The organism is Stenotrophomonas sp. YJH_SMC_48-3 (assembly GCF_059369375.1).
In genome coordinates this window covers 144,703-163,341 of record NZ_JCAFSQ010000009.1, presented here as the reverse complement: position 1 = coordinate 163,341, position 18,639 = coordinate 144,703, and the positions used below count along the sequence as shown (strand labels likewise).

The window sequence follows — 18,639 nt, the reverse complement described above, 5'->3', positions numbered from 1 at the left end:
CCTGTGAGGTGCATGCCACGCTGGGCAGGGAGGGCGCGGGCGCCCCGGCTGCCGTGGTGTCCACGCTGGCGTTCCAACATTGCCGGAACATTGCCTGGTCCACCGTGCGGCTTGCGCATTCATCTAGCGGCAGGCGGCATGAAGCAAGGCTGAAAGCGGCCTCGGCCGCTCAGCTGGCAGAAAGGGAAAAGGCCACGCGGACGTGGCCCTCCCTTCTCTCCCAAGGCGCTGCGGGCTTAGACGCCCATCGCCTTCTGTGCCTGCCGGGCCTGCTCCTGCTGGGCATCCTGCTGCTGGTGCAGCACGTTTGGGGCGCCCTGCACGGCACCACTGCTGAGCGCCAGGCTCTGCTCGCTGGCGGCACGGGTCTCCACCGCCACGCGGCTGGCCGCCGGGTCACCGATCGTGCCCTGCACGGCGAACAGGCGCTCACCGTTCGGGCTCGGCACCACCGTGTCGATGCGTTGCAGGCCGGCGGCATGCGCCTCCTTGGTCAGGGCCGCGGCGGCGCTTTCCAGCGCGTGGCGATCCTTGAAGGTACCTGCCGGCAGCCGCTCCAGGCCCTCGGTGGCCTGCAGGTACATCGGATTGCGTGGGTGCCGCTCGTCGTTCAGCAAGGGCCGTTCGCGTGCTTCCTTGATCGCTTCCAGCGTCTTCGGACCGACGATGCCGTCGACGACCAGGCCGTTGTCCTTCTGCAGCTGGCGCACTGCCGCGTCGGTGTTGCGGCCGAAGCGGCCATCCTCGACCAGTGGCTTGCCGTCGGCGCCGACGTAGCCCAGGTGGCCCAGCTGCTCCTGCACCTTGCGCACGCCCTCGCTGTGTGCGCCCTGCTTGTACAGTTCGGCGTGCGGCGTGGCGGCCGCCTTGTGCTCGGCGTTGGCCTTGCCCTGGGTCTGCTCGTGCGACTGGGTGCGGTTTTCCAGCAGGTCACGGGCCTTGGACAATGGATCGGACGCGAACAGCTTCCAGTGCGGGTGGTCCTTCACCTGCTTGAGGTAGTCCTCCACCGGCATGGTGTGCACGCCCTTGCTGCCGGTGGACTGGCTGATCAGCAGCTTGTCGGTGTTCGGGTCGCGCACCACCATCACGATGTGGTCGATGCCGTTCCAGTGTTCATGGCGGGTCCTGGCCGTATCCAGGCCGATGATCATGCCTTCCTTCAGCGCACCGGGCTTGAGGATCGCGTCGCGGTCAAGCAGCACGCCGGACTGGTCGAATGCCTTGCGCACGATGCCGCCGGAACCCAGGTTGCCCAGGTCGATGCGATCGGCCTTGCTGAACACCGCATGCCCGGCCTTCTGGTTGATCTCGTCCATGGTCCGGTTCTGCAGCGTGCCGACCCAGCCGGAGCAATCGATGTAACCCTGGTCCACGTTCTTGCCGGTCTTGCCCGGTACGTACAGCGCGTGGCCCGGAATGTTGATGGCGTACTTCACATCGTCGTACTTCACGCCGGCCTCGTAGGCGGCCTGCAGTTCGATGCCCGGTTTCGGCGCGGCAGCGGCTGTTGCGGTTGCCGCCAGCGTGGCAGCACCGGCCGCCACGGCTGCGCTGGCCTGTGCAGGCGCGGCCGGGGCCTGGCCCTGTGCCACCGCCTGCGGTTCGATGTTCTTTTCCGGGATGCTGATCGCTGCGTACTTGTGGATGTAGTAGCTGGAGAAGGCCCGTGCCAGGTCGCCATCGTTCATGCCGCGCATTTCGGCCAGGCTGTGGCCGGTCAGCGCCTTCGCGTCCGACCCGATCTGGTTCAGCACGTTGCGGCGCATGTTGATCTCGTCGCCGTGGCTGTTGCGGACCACGCCGAAGGTGCCGGTGGCAATGGCGGTCTGCACCGAGCCATAGCCGGCACTGCCCTGCTGGTGGGCCAGGTACAGGTCCAGCCCGGTCGGCGTACTGCCGCCGGACAGGTACGGGTGGCCGGTGCGCTCGTTGCGGCGTGCCATCGAGTCCAGGTTGTCCTGGTACATCTGCGCGGCCGCTTCGGTGTTGCGGGTGGGGTCGAACTCGTGGCCGGTCAGGTGGTACTGGCGTGCGGACCCGGGCACGAACTGGAACAGGCCCTTGGCGCCGGATGACGCGTTGTGGGCGCGCTCGTTGAACGTGCCACCGGTCTCGATGTACGCGAAGCGCATGAAGTCGTCGACCGGAATGCTCTTCTGCCTGGCGACCTGCTCGACGATGTCCAGGACTTCCTTTCTGCTGTAGTCATGCTGTGCCATGACGTTTTTCCTCGGGGTTGATGGAGCGGCGCATGCCGCGAATCGCCAACCGGACTCATCCGTGAGTCAAGAACATGTCGGTCAACAGGGGACCCGCGCGTGGCGGGTGCTTTCAGCGCGCGAGGTACTGCTGGGTCGCGCTGTCGAAGGTGTAGTGCACGGTGTCGCCGGCACCCAGGGTGCGGGTCCTGCCGGGGCCTTCGAGGGTGGTGCCCTTGAAGGTCACGGTCAGTCGCGGCAGGCCGTTGCCGTCGGCAGCGAAGGCCAGTTCGCCGTCGCTGCCGGTGCAGGGCATCACGTTGCCTTCGTCGCAGGCGGCGCTGTTGTCCTCGCCCGTACGCACCGAACCGACATAGCGCCAGACCTTGCTGTCCACGTCGTCTTCGCTGCGCTTGGGGTTGAACAGCAGCAGTGCATAGCCGGTGCTGCTGATGCCGCGGTCGAAGCTGCTGGTCGGCACCGCCAGCAGCAGGCGACCGTCGGCGGTTCGATGTTCAAGCAGCTTGCGCCGGGTATCGATATCGTCGGCCTTGTCGTAAGCGCCCAGTGCGCCGATGGTCCATTCCTGGCCACGGAACTTCCAGGGCTTGTTCGCGTCGCTGCCGGCCAGCACGAAGGTGGCCTCGGCGAGGTTGGCGCGGTCATCCGGGCCGGCCGGCGACTGCTCGCCCGGCTTGCCGTAGTGCTCGCGGGTATCCCAGGAGAAACCCGTGTAATACGTGGTGCCGTCGAGGGTGAAGGTATGGCCGAACCAGAAGGTCGCCACGCTGCCGTTCTGGACCTCATAGGAGGTCGCGCCATCGCCATCCACTTGATAGGTGAAATACATCACGGTCGGCGCGTCGGGCGGGGTAACGGCGGTGTCGGGAGAGGTGTTCTGCATCGTGGCAACATCCTGTCGGGGCGCATTGGCAGCCTGCGCAGGGGCGCCGGGCTGGGAGGACGAGGGGACCGGATCGGCGGCGCTGCAGGCGGCAGCGGAAAGAGAGACGAGCAGGCACGCCGCGAATGCGCGCAGAGGCCGCAACGGCAGGGTCCAGCGTAGCTTGGGGGGATGTTGCATGCGCCTCTCCATGGTCAGCGTTGCCGGGCCAGACGGCCGGCAGGGAACCGCGCCACGTCCACCAGGGACGGGAGCGAGGACATGAGCCGGTCGATTCCTTCGACCTCGCATTGGGAACTCATGCCCCACCATCTTGGCACAGATCGGCGGCCCGTCAAAGAGGGCAGTGCCAGATGCCCTTCTTGTGCGATCTGGCTCTCAGATCTTGCCGTCGCGCAGGTAATCGAACAGCTCGGCGTCGCCCTTCAGGCCCAGTTTGAGCATGGCATCACCTTTCTGCCGGCTGATGGTGCTGACGCTCTTGTGCAGCTGAAGCGAGATTTCCTTCACGGTCATGCCGGTGCCGAGCAGCCGCAGCACCTCCACCTCGCGTGGCGACAGCGGCTTGCCGTCACCCTCGCGCATGCGCCAGCTGCCGGCAGCCTCGACCCGCTCGCGCAGGCTGCGGCTGATGTAGGGCTGGCCGCGGTAGACCGACTGGATGGCCTGCGGCAGCTCGTCCATCGACGAACTCTTGTCGACCAGGCCGAGCACGCCGCTGTCGAGCACCATGCGCAGGATCGCCAGATTGCTGGAGACGCTGAGCATCAGCACCGGCAGGTCTGGATGACGGCGGCGGATCATGCCGATCATGGCGAAGCCGTCGGCCTGCGGGCTGCCCGGCATGGAGTAGTCGGTCACCAGCAGGTCGCAGGGCTGGCTGCCGAGCAGGGCCATCAGCGCCTGCGCGCTGTCGGCTTCGCCGACCACGCGGCCCACCCCGCTCGATTCGATGACGGCGCGGGTACCGATACGGACCACCGGGTGGTCGTCTGCGATGATGATGCGCAAGCTCATGCTCTAGTATGGCCACCGGGCTGGCTGGGCCGCGACCATCGCGGTCCCTGGCAGGATTCTAGGAGATCGACGCCGATGCGTAGCTGGGCTGTTCGCGGGCTGGTCCTGCTGCTGGTCGTACTGGCGCTGCCGGCAGCGTTGGCGCAGGCGGCGCCCGGGCCGTTGCCGCTCAGCCCCCTGCAGCGCGAGTACCTGGCCGCCCATCCGAGCATCGTCGTGGGTCAGTATGACAGTGGCTGGCCACCGTTCGAGTCCCTCCGTGATGGCCAACAGGTTGGCCTGGGTCCGGATTATCTGTCGCTTCTTGTCCGTCAGTTGGGCGTGAAGGTGGAGGCAAGGCGCTACTCCGACTGGACATCCGTGCTGGATGCGGCATGTCGTGGCGAGATTGATGTGGTGATGAACGTCGGGCTCAGTGCCGACCGCACCCGTTGCATGGTCTACACCGCCGCCTATGGCGAGGCCCCGCTGGCCCTGGTGGGGCGCCCGGACGACCTGCGTGCCTCCGACAATCCCGATCTGGACGGACTGCGGGTGGTGATCGAGCAGGACTTCCTGACCGGGCCCCAGGTGCGCGCCCGCTTTCCGCATGCGCGCCAGCTTGTCGCAAACAACTCGTTGGCGGCCTTGGAGATGGTCAGAGACGACAAGGCCGACGTTTACATCGGCAATGCCTATGTGGCCACCGAACTGATCGCCCGCGAGGACCTGCGGGGCGTCGTGCTGCTGCGCCCCAGCGATCTCCCGCCGGAGCGACTGCACTTCGGCATTCCCAACGGCAAGCAGCCACTGGCCGAAGCGCTGGACCTGGCGCTGGCCGCGACCAGCCAGGCCCAGCGCGATGCGCTGGCGCAGCGCTGGCTGCCACCTCCGCGGTGGTCGGCATCGGCGCAGCTGGCGCTGAGCCAGGCCGAGAAGCGGGTACTGGAGCAACCGTTGAGGATCGGCTTCGCGCCGAACGCGGCGCCACTGTCGTTCGCCGACCAGGATGGCAACCCCAGCGGCCTGGCCAGCGAATACCTGCGCCGCCTGCTGCAGGCTGGCGCCAACCTGCAGGTGGAAAACAGCCATGACTGGTACGAAGTGCGCGAGAAGGCGCGCCGCGGCGAGCTGCAGGCGGTAATGGGCATTCCGGCCGATTCGCGCTACCTGGGCCCAGACTGGGTGTTCAGCCAGCCCTTCATCAGCGTGCCGAACGTGATCGTCAGCCGGCGCGACAGCCCGGCGCTGCTGGGCCTGTCAGACCTGCAGGGCAAGCGGGTGCTGCTGTCCGATCCGGAGCGCGTGCGTGGTTATGTGCTGCAGCAGGCACCGCAGGCCCGGATCATCGCGGCGCGCAGCGCGGAACAGGCCCTGCAGCGCCTGATCAATGGCGACGCCGACGCCTATATAGGCAATCTGGCCGTGGTGGACCACCTGCTGCGCAACCGCTTCCCGGGGCGCCTGCAGGTGGCCGCACCGGCCGGCTTCAACGATCAGCTGGTGCTGGCTGTCGAGCGTCGCCATGCCGCCCTGGCCACCACCTTCGACCGCCTGCTGCTGCAGATGACCCCGCGCAAGCGCGAAGCCCTGCGCGGCGACTGGCTGGCCGTCGAATACCGCAACGGCCTCGAGTGGACCCGCGTGGCGCGCTGGGGCGTGCCGCTGCTGCTGGTGCTGCTTACCGCGCTGCTGGTGCACGCCATCGGGCATTGGCGGCTGCGCCGTGAGGTAGCCGGGCGTCGCCATCTGGAACAGCGCCTGGCCGAAGTTACCGACAACCTGCCCGCCGTGGTCTATCAGGCACGCCGTGCGGCTGACGGAACCCTCAGTTTCCCGTTCATTGCCGGTGACCTGCAGGCGTTGTTCGGGATCAGCCGGCAGCAGGCCGAACAGGATGCAACCTGCCTGCTGGAGCGCATCGAGGAAGATGACCGCGAGCACATCCTGCATGCGGTCGAGCAGGCGGCGCGGCAGTTCGCGCCGCTCATTCTCGAGTTCCGGCTGCGTCCTGAAGGCACCGGCGCGCGCTGGGTGCGCAGCCAGGCCCATCCCTATGCTGCGGAAGCGGGCGCGGTGATCTGGAGTGGTTACTGGGTGGACGTCAGCGAGGCGCGTGCGCAGGCCGAGGCCCTGACTGCGGCCAAGGCAGAGGCCGAACAGGCCGCGGAGGCGAAGTCGCGTTTCCTGGCAACCATGAGCCATGAGATCCGCACGCCGATGAGCGGCGTGCTGGGCATGCTTGAGGTGCTGGCCCATTCGCCGCTGGATGCCGAGCAGCAGCGCATTCTCGACGTGATCGAGGATTCCGCGCAGATGCTGCGGCAGATCCTCGACGATATTCTCGATTACTCGCGGCTGGAGGCCGGCGCACTGCGCCTGGAACCGGTGCCGCAGCCGCTGCGGCCCTTGCTGGAGAGCGTTTGCCGGTTGCTGTCGGCGCAGGCCAGTGCACGTGGGCTGGACCTGCACGTGCAGATCGACCCACAGCTGGCAGCGGCGCACGAAGTGGATGGCGTGCGCCTGCGCCAGATCGTGTTCAACCTGCTCAGCAACGCCATCAAGTTCACCGTGCGCGGCGAAGTGCGGTTGCAGCTGGAAGTGCTGGGGCCGACCGCCGAAGACGGCAGCCAGCCGCTGTGCCTGAGCGTCACCGACACCGGCATCGGAATCGCGCCGGAACAGCTGCAGCACCTGTTTGCGCCGTTCACCCAGGCCGGTGCATACATCCAGCGTGACCATGGTGGTACCGGCTTGGGCCTGAGCATCTGCCAGCGCCTGGTGCAGATGATGGACGGCGAACTGGAGCTGCACAGCACGCTGGGCGAGGGTACCCGCGCCGAGGTGCGGCTGTCGCTGGTGGAAGCCGGCCGTGGCGATGTTGAAGCGCTTGCCGCCGAGGAGGAACAGGCGGCGCTGCTGCCGCCGGCGTTGCGCGAGGCACGCGTGCTGGTGATCGAAGATCATCCGACCAACCAGGCGATGATGGCCTGGCGCCTGCAGCAGCTGGGTGTGCCGCATGTGCTGGTCGGCGATGGCCAGCAGGGGCTGGACCGGTTGGCGTCGGAGCCGTTCGATCTGGTCATCACCGATTGCCGGATGCCGGTGCTGGATGGCTTCGCCTTCACCCGCCTGCTGCGCGAACGCGAGGGTCGCAACGGCCAGCCGCGGCTGACCGTACTGGCGCTCACCGCCAGCGTACTGGACGACGATGCACGGCGCTGCCGCGAGGCCGGCATGGACGAAGTACTGTCCAAGCCGCTGTCGCTGGCAACCCTGCGCGCCGCGCTGCTGCGCTGGTTGCCGCAGGCGCAGGGACTATCGGTTGTGGAGCCGCAGGCCGGACCCGCTGCCGACGATGGCGGGACGCTGCCTGATCTGGCCAGCCTGCAGCGGCGGTTCGGCTCACGCGTGGTGGCCGAGCAGCTGCGCGACAGCCTGTTGCAGGCCAGCGAGGGCGATCTGGCGACCGTGCAATGCGCCGTGCAGGCCGGCGACCGCGAAACCGCGGCGCTGCACCTGCATCGCCTGGCCGGCGGCCTGGGTGCGGTTGGGGCGACGGTGCTGGCCGGGCAGGCCAACGCACTGGTCGAGCGCCTGCAGGATGCGGGCGAAACCGATCCGGCACCGTTGTTCGCAGCCGTAACGGCGTTCGTGGCCCGGCTGCAGCATCAGCTGCAGCGCCTCGCTCACTGAGCCGACTGCTGTTGCAGGTAGGCGATCACCAGCGCGCGGCGTTCGGCGCTGGGAAAGGCGTTGTACATGCGGGTGCCGGGCACCACGTGGGTGGGCGACTGCAGGAAGGCATCCAGGGTCTGCGCGCTCCAGGTGATGTCGGCGCGGCGCATGCCCTCGGAATAGCCGTAGTCGGGCAAGCTGCCGGCGCGGCGGCCGATCACGCCATGCAGGTTCGGCCCGAAGCGGTGGATGCCGCCGGGCTGCACGGTGTGGCAACCGGCGCACAGTTCGAACGCGCGCTGCATGGCCTGCTGCCGGGCCTGTTCGGGCGTGGCGGGCGCAGCAGGCGGGCGCTGGCAGGCCGTGGCGAGCAGGGACACGGCAATGGCAATGAGCAGGCGGTCGGCGCGCATGGGCGGCAGGATAGCGGTGCGGTCGAGCCGCCGGGCTGCGACACGCGGTCGCAGCCCGGGGCGATCACATGCCAGAGTAGTTCGGGCCGCCGCCGCCCTGCGGGGTCACCCACACGATGTTCTGGGTGGGGTCCTTGATGTCGCAGGTCTTGCAGTGCACGCAGTTCTGCGCGTTGATCTGCAGGCGCGCGCTGTCGGCTTCGCCGACGAACTCGTACACGCCGGCCGGGCAGTAGCGCGCTTCCGGACCGGCGTACTCGGCCAGGTTCACCTTCACCGGAATGCTCGGGTCCTTCAGCGTGAGGTGGCTGGGCTGGTTCTCGTCGTGGTTGGTGCTGCTCAGGAACACCGAGCTGAGGCGGTCGAAGGTCAGCACGCCATCCGGCTTCGGGTAGGCAATGCGGGTGTGCTTGGCCGCCGGCTCCAGGCAGGCATGATCCGGCTGGGTGCGATGCAGGGTCCACGGCGGGTTGCGCACGCCCAGTTTGGGCAGCAGCCACTGCTCCACGCCGGTCATCAGCGTGGCCACGGTCTGGCCCTTCTTGAACCACTGCTTGAAGTTCTTGGCCTGCTGCAGTTCGGTGAACAGCCAGCTGGCTTCGAACGCCTTCGGGTAGGCGCTCAGTTCATCGTGCTGGCGATCAGCAGCCAGCGCGTCGAACGCGGCGTCGGCGCACAGCATGCCGGTCTTGATCGCGGCGTGGCTGCCCTTGATGCGGCTGGCGTTGAGGTAACCGGCCTCGCAGCCGACCAGCGCGCCCCCGGGGAACACCGTCTTCGGCAGCGACAGCAGGCCACCGGCGGTGATTGCACGGGCGCCGTAACCGATGCGGGTGCCGCCCTCCAGGTGCTTGCGGATGGAGGGATGGGTCTTGAAACGCTGGAACTCCTCGAACGGGCTCAGCCATGGGTTCCTGTAGTCCAGGCCGACCACGTAGCCGATGGCGACCTTGCCGCCGTCGGCGTGGTACAGAAACGCGCCGCCGTAGGTGTCGCTGTCCAGCGGCCAGCCGGCCGCATGCACCACCAGCCCCGGCTCATGCCTGGCCGGGTCGATCTGCCACAGTTCCTTGATGCCGATGCCGTAGGCCTGCGGGTCCTTGCCTTCGTCCAGTTTGTAGCGGGCGATCAGCTGGCGGCCGAGGTGGCCGCGCGCGCCTTCGGCGAAGACCGTGTACCTGGCGTGCAGCGCCATGCCGCGCTCGAAGGCCGGGCCGATGCTGCCGTCTTTCTCGATGCCCATGTCGCCGGTGGCCACGCCGATCACTTCACCGTTGTCGCCGAACAGCACTTCGGCGGCGGCAAAGCCCGGGAAGATCGCCACTTCCAGCGCCTCGGCCTGCTGCGCCAGCCAGCGGGTCACTTCGCCCAGGCTGATGATGTAGTTGCCTTCGTTGTGGAAGCACTCCGGCAGCAGCGCGTTGGGCGTGCTGCGTGCGCCGGTCTCGCTGAGGAACAGGAATTCGTCGCGGGTGACCTTCTGCTTCAGCGGTGCGCCGCGTTCGGCCCAGTCCGGGAACAGTTCGGTCAGTGCGCGCGGGTCCATCACCGCACCGGAGAGCACGTGCGCGCCCGGTTCGGAGCCCTTTTCCAGCACGCACACCGACAGCTCGCGACCGGCTTCGATCGCGCGCTGGCGCAGGCGGATCGCGGTGGCCAGGCCGGCAGGACCGGCGCCGACGATCACCACGTCGAACTCCATTACTTCACGCGGGGGCAGGGCGTTGGCTTCAGCGCTCATCGATTGCATGACTCGTGGGTAGGGCCGGCATCGGGGCCACCGGCGGTGCCTGGGAATCGCGCGTGCGGCCACGGGCGAAACGGTTGTTTGAATGTGTCAGGGTACCGGGCCGCGCGTGATCGAGCTAGATAGACGCCGTTCACCGCATGATTGCTGCAGCGCAGCGTAGTGCCTCAGCCCTGGTGGGGGCCAACCCTGGTCGGCACGCGCTGCCCGGATGACCGACAATGGCCGGGTCCTGACTGCGTGTGAGTGCCATGGCTTTGCATCCGTACGATCTGTTCGATGTCCGTTCCCTGCTCAATGAGGAAGAGCGTGCGGTGCAGGAGAGTGTCGCCCGCTTCACCGACGAGCGCGTGCTGCCGATCATCGGCGATGCCTTCGACCAGGCCCGTTTTCCGTCTGAACTGGTGCCGGAGATCGCGTCACTGGGCCTGCTCGGCGCAACGCTGCCGACCGAGTACGGCGGCGGTGGCCTCGGCGCGGTCAGCTATGGCCTGATCTGCCAGGAGCTGGAGCGCGGCGATTCCGGCCTGCGCAGTTTCGTCTCGGTGCAAAGCTCGCTGTGCATGTACCCGATCTACGCCTATGGCAGCGAGGAACAGCGCCAGCAGTGGCTGCCGGCGATGGCGCGCGGCGAGCTGATCGGCTGCTTCGGCCTGACCGAGGCGCATGGGGGTTCCGATCCTGCCAGCATGAAGACCCGCGCCGTGCGCGACGGCAGTGACTGGCGCATCAGCGGCAGCAAGATGTGGATCACCAGCGGCCCGGTGGCCGACCTCGCGATCGTCTGGGCACAGACCGAGGACGGCATCCAGGGCTTCGTGCTGGAAAAGGGCATGGCCGGCTTCACGACGCAGGAGATCAAGCACAAGATGAGCCTGCGCGCGTCGCTGACCGGTGCGCTGTTCTTCGATGACGTGCGCGTGCCCGACAGCCATCGCCTGCCGAACGTGAAGGGCCTGAAGGGGCCGCTGGGCTGCCTGACCCAGGCCCGTTACGGCATCAGCTGGGGCCCGATCGGCGCGGCCATCGCCTGCCTGGATGAAGCGCTGGGCTACGCCAAGGAGCGCGTGCTGTTCGGCCGCCCGTTGGCGGCCACGCAGAGCGCGCAGATCAAGCTGGCCGAGATGGCCCGCCGCATCACCACCGCCCAGCTGCTGGCCCTGCAACTGGGCCGCCTGAAGGAAGCCGGCCAGCTGCAGCCGCAGCAGGTCAGCCTGGCCAAGTGGAACAACTGCCGCATGGCCATCGACATCGCCCGCGAGTGTCGCGATCTGCTCGGTGGGGCTGGCATCACCACCGAGCATGTGGCGATCCGGCATGCGTTGAACCTGGAATCGGTGATCACCTATGAAGGCACCGAGACCGTGCACCAGCTGGTGATCGGCCGCGAGCTGACCGGCATCAACGCGTTCTGAGTGCACCGGTAGTGCCGGCCGCTGGCCGGCATTGTCCATTAGCGTATTCGCAGGCGAGCGATCGGTGTGCCGAACCGCGCACCGGACCGCGATGGGTTCAAGGACAGCCTGTACCGCGCGGCTGTCGGGTCCGCCTTGAAGCGAGCCGAGCACCGCAGGTCCGGCGGGGGCGAAGAGGCGCGGGTGTCTGAGCGCAGCGAGTTCCGCGCCGTCCCCCGGCGGGCCGAGGAGCGCAGGGTACCGGTGCGCAGCACCGGCTCGCGGATGGCGGCGCGTTAATCAGGCAGAAGAGAGGCGCGTGGCGCTACGCGCCGCCGGCAAACCCATGCTGCCGCCACGCCTCGTACATCACCACCGCAACGGTGTTGGAAAGATTGAGGCTGCGGTTGCCCGGCCGCATCGGCAGGCGCAGGCGGCGGCCGTCGGGCAGGGCATCGAGCACGTCCTGCGGCAGGCCACGGCTTTCCGGCCCGAACAGGAAGGCATCGCCCTCTTCAAAGGCCACGCTGTCGTAGCGCACGCTGGCGCGGGTACTGAGTGCGAACAACCGATTCGGTGCGATCCGCGCCAGCGCGGTGTCCAGGTCGGGGTGCACCTGCAGGCGTGAATACTCGTGGTAGTCCAGCCCGGCGCGCTTGAGCTGCTTGTCTTCCAGTGCGAAGCCAAGCGGCTCGACCAGGTGCAGCTGCGCGCCGGTGTTGGCACAGAGCCGGATCACATTGCCGGTGTTGGGCGGGATTTCCGGTTGGAACAGGATCACGTGGAACTGGGGCGCGGCATTCATCGGCGCAGTGTACCTGCGACGGCGGCCGCCTTTACGGCGCACGCCCTGCGCGAGGCAGGGCGGCACCGGTTACGGACGCAGCAGGACCTGGGCGGTTTCGGTGGCCAGGGCCTGCAGGTCGGCGGCGCTCGGACGCACCTGCAGGGCCGGCAGGTTGACGATGACCGAGTTGGCGACGTTGGTGGCGGCGGCAGCCAGGGTCGCGGCGTAGCGCTGGGCTTCCAGCTCGGCGGCCAGGGCGACGCGCTGTTCCAGGCTCGGGCGCACTTCCACCGAGGCCAGGGTGGTGATCGGCATCGCGGCCGCAACCGGGGCGGCGACGTAGCCGTTGCGCTCGGCCAGCTGGTCGGCGCTCGGGCGCACTTCCACGGTGGCCAGGGTCGGGATGCCGCTGGCCTGTTCCCAGGCCTGCTGGGCCAGCTGGTCGGCGGCAGGGCGGACCTGCACGGTGGACAGCGTCTTGATGGATTCGGAGGCCTGCACCGACGAAACAACCGCGGTGCCGGCAATCAGGGCGATGGCGATGGCAATGGTCTTGGCGTTCATGACGGGGCCTGTTTAGTGTTGGTGATCAGTGGTGTGGTAGTAATGTAGTACACCAATTCTGGGCTTGCAAGGAAAATTTCCGATTTCCTGCATTTGTTCAGTATTCAGTCAGCTTTCGTCTGAAGCCCTTCCTGGCGCAGGAACTACCAAGCAATCCGCGTGCCAACTTTTAGTTGTTGATTTAGAAGGGGTTTGTTCGGGTAGAGAAGTGTCCGGTGGGCGGACACCTGTCCATTCCTCGGGCCGCGGACACTGTCCGGACGTTGCCTGCGGGCGCTTGTGACCGCCCCTCCCGGGCCGCAAAGCAGGGGTGGAGGGGCAAGGAGGCAAACACCCCCAGTGACTGCTGGCCGATTCCGGCCGCTGTGCGCGCAGGCTAGGATCGGGGTTCACCTTCGTGACCAAGGATCCGGATATGTCTATCGCCCTTCGCCCGCGCGCTGCACTGCTGGCTGTCGCCCTCAGCACCGCCCTGGGCACGCTTGTGCCTTCCCATGCGCTGGCGGCCAAGCCGGCCGCACCGGCCAAGGTCGATATCCCGTACGAGCAGTTCACCCTGCCCAACGGCCTGCGCGTGATCGTGCACACCGATCGCAAGGCGCCGATCGTCGCGGTCAACGTCTGGTACCACGTGGGCAGCAAGGACGAGCCGGCCGGCCGTACCGGCTTCGCGCACCTGTTCGAACACCTGATGTTCCAGGGCAGCGAAAACCACGACGGCGAATTCTTCGAGCCATTCAAGCAGGTCGGTGCCACCAACCAGAACGGCACCACCAACACCGACCGCACCAATTACTTCGAGAACGTGCCGACCACCGCGCTGGACATGGCACTGTGGATGGAATCGGACCGCATGGGCCATCTGGTCGGTGCGATCGACCAGGCGGCGCTGGACGAGCAGCGTGGCGTGGTGCAGAACGAGAAGCGCCAAGGCGAGAACCAGCCCTACGGCCAGGCCTGGGACCAGCTCAACAAGGCGCTGTATCCGGTGGGCCACCCGTACCACCACGGCGTGATCGGTTCGATGAACGATCTGAACGCGGCGTCGCTGGACGACGTGAAGACCTGGTTCCGCACCTGGTACGGCCCGAACAACGCGGTGCTGGTGCTGGCCGGCGACATCGACCTGGCCACCGCCAAGGAAAAGGTCTCCAGGTACTTCGGCAGCATCCCGGCCGGCCCGACCATGGCGCAGCCGGCGGTGAACGTGGCCAAGCGCAGCGCCGATACGCGCGAGACGATGACCGACAAGGTGCCGCAGGCGCGTATCTACCGCGCCTGGAACGTGCCGCAGGTCGGCACCACCGAGGTCGATCAGCTGCAGCTGTTCGCGCAGGTGCTGGGCGGTGCCAAGTCCTCGCGCCTGAGCCAGCGCCTGCAGCACCAGGACAAGCTGGTGGACAGCATTGCTGCCGGACTCTCCACGTCACAGCTGGGCTCCAACTTCGTGATCATGGCCACGGTCAAGCAGGGCCAGGACCCGGCCAAGGTCGAGAAGATCATCGACGAGGAGTTGGACCGGCTGATCAAGCAGGGCCCGACCGCCGCGGAACTGGAGCGCGCCAAGACCGGCGCCCGCGCCGGCTTCATCCGCGGCATCGAGCGCATCGGTGGCTTCGGCGGCAAGGCCGACGCCCTTGCAGAATGTGCGGTGTTCACCGGCGACCCGGGCTGCTTCCGCACCTCGCTGGCCAACATCGAGAAGGCCAGTGCCGCCGATCTGAGCCGGCTCGGCGCGCAGTGGCTGGACAAGGGCAGCCACACCCTGGTGATCGCACCGGGTGAGCGCGTGGCGCTGAAGGAAGATCCGAGCCAGGCGCCGAAGCCGTTCACCGTGCCAGCGGTGGACCCGAAGTACAGCACGCTGCCGGAGCAGGTCGACCGCAAGGCCGGCGTGCCGCAGACCCGCGAGTTCCCGCAGTTGAAGTTCCCGGCGCTGCAGCGCGCGACACTGAAGAACGGTACCCAGGTGATCCTGGCCGAGCGCCATGAGATTCCGGTGGTGCAGTTCAGCTACCAGTTCCCGGGCGGCTTCAGTGCCGACCAGGGCCGCAAACCGGGCACCGCCAACTTCACCATGAGCCTGATGACCGAGGGTGCCGGCAAGCTCGGCTCGCTGGCCTTCGCCGATGCGGCGGATGCGCTGGGCGCCAGCCTGGATGCCTCGGCCGGCCTGGACTCGATGAGCGTGGACCTGTCGGCGTTGAAGGAAAACCTGGTGCCGTCGCTGGCGCTGTACCGCGACCTGCTGCGCGAACCGCGCTTCGAGCAGGGCGAGATCGACCGGGTCAAGGCGAGCTGGATCGCGGGCATCCAGCAGGAGAAGGTCAACCCGGGTGCGGTGGCGATGCGCGTGCTGCCCCCGCTGCTGTACGGCAAGGGCCACCCGTATGCCATTCCGTTCACCGGCAGCGGCGACGAGGCGGCGATCAACGGCCTGACCCGCGAGGACCTGGTCGACTTCCATCACGACTGGCTGCGCCCGCAGAACGGCACCCTGATCGTGGTCGGCGACACCACCCTGGCCGAGATCGTGCCGCTGCTGGACAAGCAGCTGGGCGACTGGAAGGCTGCCGGCGATGCCCCGCAGGTGAAGGCGGCCACCGACGTGGCGCTGCCGAAGGGCCCGCGCGTGTTCCTGATCGACCAGCCGGGCGCGGTGCAGGCCAACCTGTTCGCCGGCCAGGTGGTGGCACCTTCCAGCGCCACCAGCTCGACCCGCTTCGACATCGCCAACGGTGTGATCGGCGGCGACTTCACCTCGCGCCTGAACATGAACCTGCGTGAAGACAAGCACTGGTCGTACGGTGCGCGCAGCAGCGCGGTCAATTCGGTGGGCCAGCGCCCGTGGATGGCCAGCGCGCCGGTGCAGATCGACAAGACCGGCCCGGCACTGGCGGAAATGCGCAAGGAAATCGCCGCGTTCGCCGATGGCAGCAAGCCGGCCACCGCTGCCGAGGTCAACCGCATCCGCAATATCCAGACCCTGAGCCTGCCCGGTGCCTACGAGACCGCCAGCGCGGTGGCCTCGACCATCGGCTCGATCGTGCAGTTCAAGCGCCCGGACGACTACGTGCTGCGTCGCAAGGCCGAGATCGAGGCGATGACCCCGGCGCAGGTGCAGCAGGCCGCCGCCGAGATCAAGCCGCAGGCGCTGACCTGGGTGGTGGTGGGTGATCTCAAGCAGACCGAAGCGGCCGTGCGTGCGCTGAACCTGGGCGAGGTGACCGTAATCGATGCCGAAGGCAACCCGGTCAAGAAATAAGGGATGTGCCTGCCCGCCACGGCGGGCAGTTCTCCCGTGGTAGCGCCGGGCCATGCCCGGCGGCTTTCCGGCGGCCAGCCATGCCGCGCTGTGCGCTCGCCGGGCATGGCCCGGCGCTACCTGGGCTCCGCCCCGGCTACCCCCGATTCAGGCTGTTCAGGCAGAATCCCCCCATACCCTTCCAGGATCTGCCCATGCGCGTTCTGCTGCTTTCCTCCCTGCTGCTCACCGTCACCGCCTGTACCTGGGTGCCGATCGAACCGGCCGGCAAGGCGACCCGCGTACTGCCGGCAGGCCCCGTTCCCGCTGGCTGCATCGCCAAGGGCGAAGTGGTCGTCACCGTGAAGAGCAAGGTCGGCTTCTACAACCGCAACCCGCTGCGCGTGCAGGAAGAGCTGGAAACGCTGGCCCGCAACGAGGCCCCGAGCGCAGGTGCCAATGCCGTGCAGGCCGCTGCGGCCCCGGCCGATGGCAGCCAGCGCTTCGCCGCGTTCCAGTGCCCACCGCGCTGAACGCTTCACCATACGGCCAGCGCTGAATTCGTAAAGATGCGGTGAAGGCCCCCGGGGTTATAGAATAGCGCCCCCTTTTGCCTGAGCCTTGGCGCTAACCTCGATGCTCTTCAAGAATGTCTCGATCGCCGGCCTGGCACACGTCGACGCACCGCATACGCTGACCACCAAGGAAATCAACGAACGCCTGCAGCCGACGTTGGATCGTCTGGGCATCCGCACCGACGTGCTCGGCGATATCGCCGGCATCCACGCGCGCCGCCTGTGGGACAACGGCGTGCTGGCGTCCGACGCTGCCACCATGGCCGGCCGCAAGGCGCTGGAAGACGCTGGAATCGATGCGACGCAGGTGGGCCTGCTGGTCAATACCTCGGTCAGCCGCGACTACCTGGAGCCGTCCACCGCCTCCATCGTGTCGGGCAACCTCGGCGTCAGCGACGAATGCATGACCTTCGACGTCGCCAACGCCTGCCTGGCCTTCATCAACGGCATGGATATCGCCGCGCGCATGATCGAGCGCGGTGACATCGACTACGCGCTGGTGGTGGATGGCGAGACCGCCAACCTGGTGTACGAGAAGACGTTGGAGCGCATGACCGCTCCGGACGTCACCGCCGACGACTTCCGCAACGAACTGGCGGCCCTGACCACCGGTTCGGGTGCTGCGGCGATGGTGATGGCGCGCTCGGAGCTGGTGCCGGACGCGCCGCGCTACAAGGGTGGCGTCACCCGCTCGGCGACCGAGTGGAACCAGCTGTGCCTGGGCAACCTGGACCGCATGGTCACTGACACCCGCCTGCTGCTGATCGAAGGCATCAAGCTGGCACAGAAGACCTTCACCGCCGCCAAGATCGCACTCGGCTGGGCCGTGGAAGAGCTGGACCAGTTCGTGATCCACCAGGTGAGCCAGCCGCACACCGCTGCGTTCATCAAGAACTTCGGCATCGACCCGAAGAAGGTCATGACCATCTTCGGCGAGCACGGCAACATCGGGCCGGCCTCGGTGCCGATCGTGCTGAGCAAGCTCAAGCAGCTGGGCAAGCTGAAGAAGGGTGATCGCATCGCGCTTCTGGGCATTGGTTCCGGCCTGAACTGTTCGATGGCTGAAGTGGTCTGGTAAGCAGCCCGCTGCCCGACCTCCTGTAGAGCCGAGCCATGCTCGGCTCACGCGCACAGCGCGGTTCTTCCGCGGCCTGACCGGAGAGCCGCCGAGCATGGCTCGGCGCTACACCGCGCCGCGATTCTTCCAAGGTGCTCCGCATGCGCGATCTTCCCGGTTACCCCGCCCACCCGCAGCGCTTCGAAGTGCGCCCGGGCCTGTCGATGAACTATCTCGACGAAGGCCCGCGCGACGGCGAGGTAGTGGTGATGGTGCACGGCAATCCGTCGTGGAGCTATTACTGGCGCACGCTGGTGGCCGGCCTGTCGGACACCTACCGCTGCATCGTGCCGGACCATATCGGCATGGGCCTGTCGGACAAGCCTGATGACAGCCGCTACGAGTACACGCTGCAGTCGCGCGTGGACGACCTCGATGCGCTGCTCAAGCACCTGGGCATCACCGGACCGGTGACCCTGGCCGTGCACGACTGGGGCGGCATGATCGGTTTCGGCTGGGCGCTGTCGCACCACGACCAGGTCAAGCGCCTGGTGGTGCTCAACACCGCCGCGTTCCCGATGCCGGCGGCGAAGAAGATGCCGTGGCAGATCGCGCTGGGCCGTCACTGGAAGATCGGCGAGTGGATCATCCGCAGCTTCAACGCGTTCTCCTCCGGTGCCTCGTGGCTGGGCGTGGAGCGGAAGATGCCGGCCGACGTGCGCCGCGCCTACGTGTCGCCGTACAACAGCTGGGCCAACCGCATCAGCACCATCCGTTTCATGCAGGACATCCCGCTGTCGCCGGCCGACAAGGCCTGGTCGCTGCTGGAACGCGCCGGCAAGGCGCTGCCGTCGTTCGCCGACCGTCCCGCCTTTCTCGGCTGGGGCCTGCGCGACTTCGTGTTCGACCATCATTTCCTGAAGGGCTTCCAGGCCGCGCTGCCGAAGGCCCAGGTACATGCGTTCGAGGACGCCGGGCATTACGTGCTGGAGGACAAGCACGAGGTGCTGGTGCCGGAAATCCGCGCGTTCCTGGACGCCAACCCGATCTGATCGATGTGCCGACCAACGGTCGGCATC

At 67.5% G+C, this 18,639-nt stretch carries 13 protein-coding genes; 6 read left to right on the top strand and 7 right to left on the bottom strand.

Annotated elements, in window-relative coordinates; translation table 11 throughout:
• Positions 1–236: 236 nt before the first annotated feature.
• From AC5P65_RS15295 to AC5P65_RS15285, 3 genes are all read right to left on the bottom strand, one after another.
• A complete protein-coding gene (locus AC5P65_RS15295; protein ID WP_021202097.1) occupies positions 237–2,222 on the bottom strand; it encodes a peptidoglycan-binding protein in 1,986 nt (661 codons plus the stop codon).
• Between the two features lie 112 nt (positions 2,223–2,334).
• The gene (locus AC5P65_RS15290) at positions 2,335–3,105 is read right to left on the bottom strand and encodes a hypothetical protein (protein ID WP_134729736.1); all 771 of its coding nucleotides are present in this window, start codon (positions 3,103–3,105) and stop codon (positions 2,335–2,337) included.
• A gap of 378 nt (positions 3,106–3,483) precedes the next feature.
• Positions 3,484–4,122, bottom strand: a complete 639-nt coding sequence (locus tag AC5P65_RS15285) for a response regulator (RefSeq protein ID WP_019661903.1) — start codon at positions 4,120–4,122, stop codon at positions 3,484–3,486.
• Between the two features lie 75 nt (positions 4,123–4,197).
• Here AC5P65_RS15285 and AC5P65_RS15280 point away from each other — a divergent pair, with 75 nt between their 5' ends.
• Complete coding sequence (locus tag AC5P65_RS15280; RefSeq protein ID WP_478434372.1) at positions 4,198–7,797, top strand: ATP-binding protein; 3,600 nt, start codon at positions 4,198–4,200, stop codon at positions 7,795–7,797.
• Here AC5P65_RS15280 and AC5P65_RS15275 read toward each other — a convergent pair.
• A complete protein-coding gene (locus AC5P65_RS15275) occupies positions 7,791–8,192 on the bottom strand; it encodes a c-type cytochrome (protein ID WP_021202094.1) in 402 nt (133 codons plus the stop codon). The two genes, AC5P65_RS15280 and AC5P65_RS15275, sit on opposite strands and share 7 nt — an antisense overlap.
• A 64-nt stretch (positions 8,193–8,256) precedes the next feature.
• Complete coding sequence (locus AC5P65_RS15270) at positions 8,257–9,933, bottom strand: electron transfer flavoprotein-ubiquinone oxidoreductase (protein WP_019661900.1); 1,677 nt, start codon at positions 9,931–9,933, stop codon at positions 8,257–8,259.
• 257 nt (positions 9,934–10,190) lie between these two features.
• Between AC5P65_RS15270 and AC5P65_RS15265 the strand changes: the two genes are divergently transcribed.
• Positions 10,191–11,354, top strand: coding sequence for an acyl-CoA dehydrogenase family protein (locus AC5P65_RS15265; RefSeq protein WP_495215691.1), 1,164 nt, complete (start codon positions 10,191–10,193; stop codon positions 11,352–11,354).
• A 304-nt stretch (positions 11,355–11,658) separates the two neighbouring features.
• Here AC5P65_RS15265 and AC5P65_RS15260 read toward each other — a convergent pair whose 3' ends face one another.
• The gene (locus AC5P65_RS15260; protein ID WP_021202091.1) at positions 11,659–12,138 is read right to left on the bottom strand and encodes a tRNA (cytidine(34)-2'-O)-methyltransferase; all 480 of its coding nucleotides are present in this window, start codon (positions 12,136–12,138) and stop codon (positions 11,659–11,661) included.
• Positions 12,139–12,207: 69 nt separating this feature from the next.
• Positions 12,208–12,684: an XAC0231 family protein gene (locus AC5P65_RS15255; protein ID WP_014035556.1), complete on the bottom strand. Its 477-nt coding sequence runs from the start codon at positions 12,682–12,684 to the stop codon at positions 12,208–12,210.
• Positions 12,685–13,099: 415 nt separating this feature from the next.
• Between AC5P65_RS15255 and AC5P65_RS15250 the strand changes: the two genes are divergently transcribed.
• The 4 genes from AC5P65_RS15250 (at position 13,100) to AC5P65_RS15235 (ending at position 18,612) form a co-directional block, all read left to right on the top strand.
• Positions 13,100–15,949, top strand: coding sequence for a M16 family metallopeptidase (locus AC5P65_RS15250; protein ID WP_019661897.1), 2,850 nt, complete (start codon positions 13,100–13,102; stop codon positions 15,947–15,949).
• Positions 15,950–16,143: 194 nt separating this feature from the next.
• Entirely contained in the window at positions 16,144–16,461 is a 318-nt protein-coding gene (locus AC5P65_RS15245) for a DUF4156 domain-containing protein (protein WP_005407628.1), read from the top strand.
• 103 nt (positions 16,462–16,564) lie between these two features.
• Positions 16,565–17,581, top strand: a complete 1,017-nt coding sequence (locus tag AC5P65_RS15240; protein ID WP_014035559.1) for a 3-oxoacyl-ACP synthase III — start codon at positions 16,565–16,567, stop codon at positions 17,579–17,581.
• A 140-nt stretch (positions 17,582–17,721) separates the two neighbouring features.
• Complete coding sequence (locus AC5P65_RS15235) at positions 17,722–18,612, top strand: alpha/beta fold hydrolase (protein WP_021202089.1); 891 nt, start codon at positions 17,722–17,724, stop codon at positions 18,610–18,612.
• Positions 18,613–18,639: the final 27 nt, after the last annotated feature.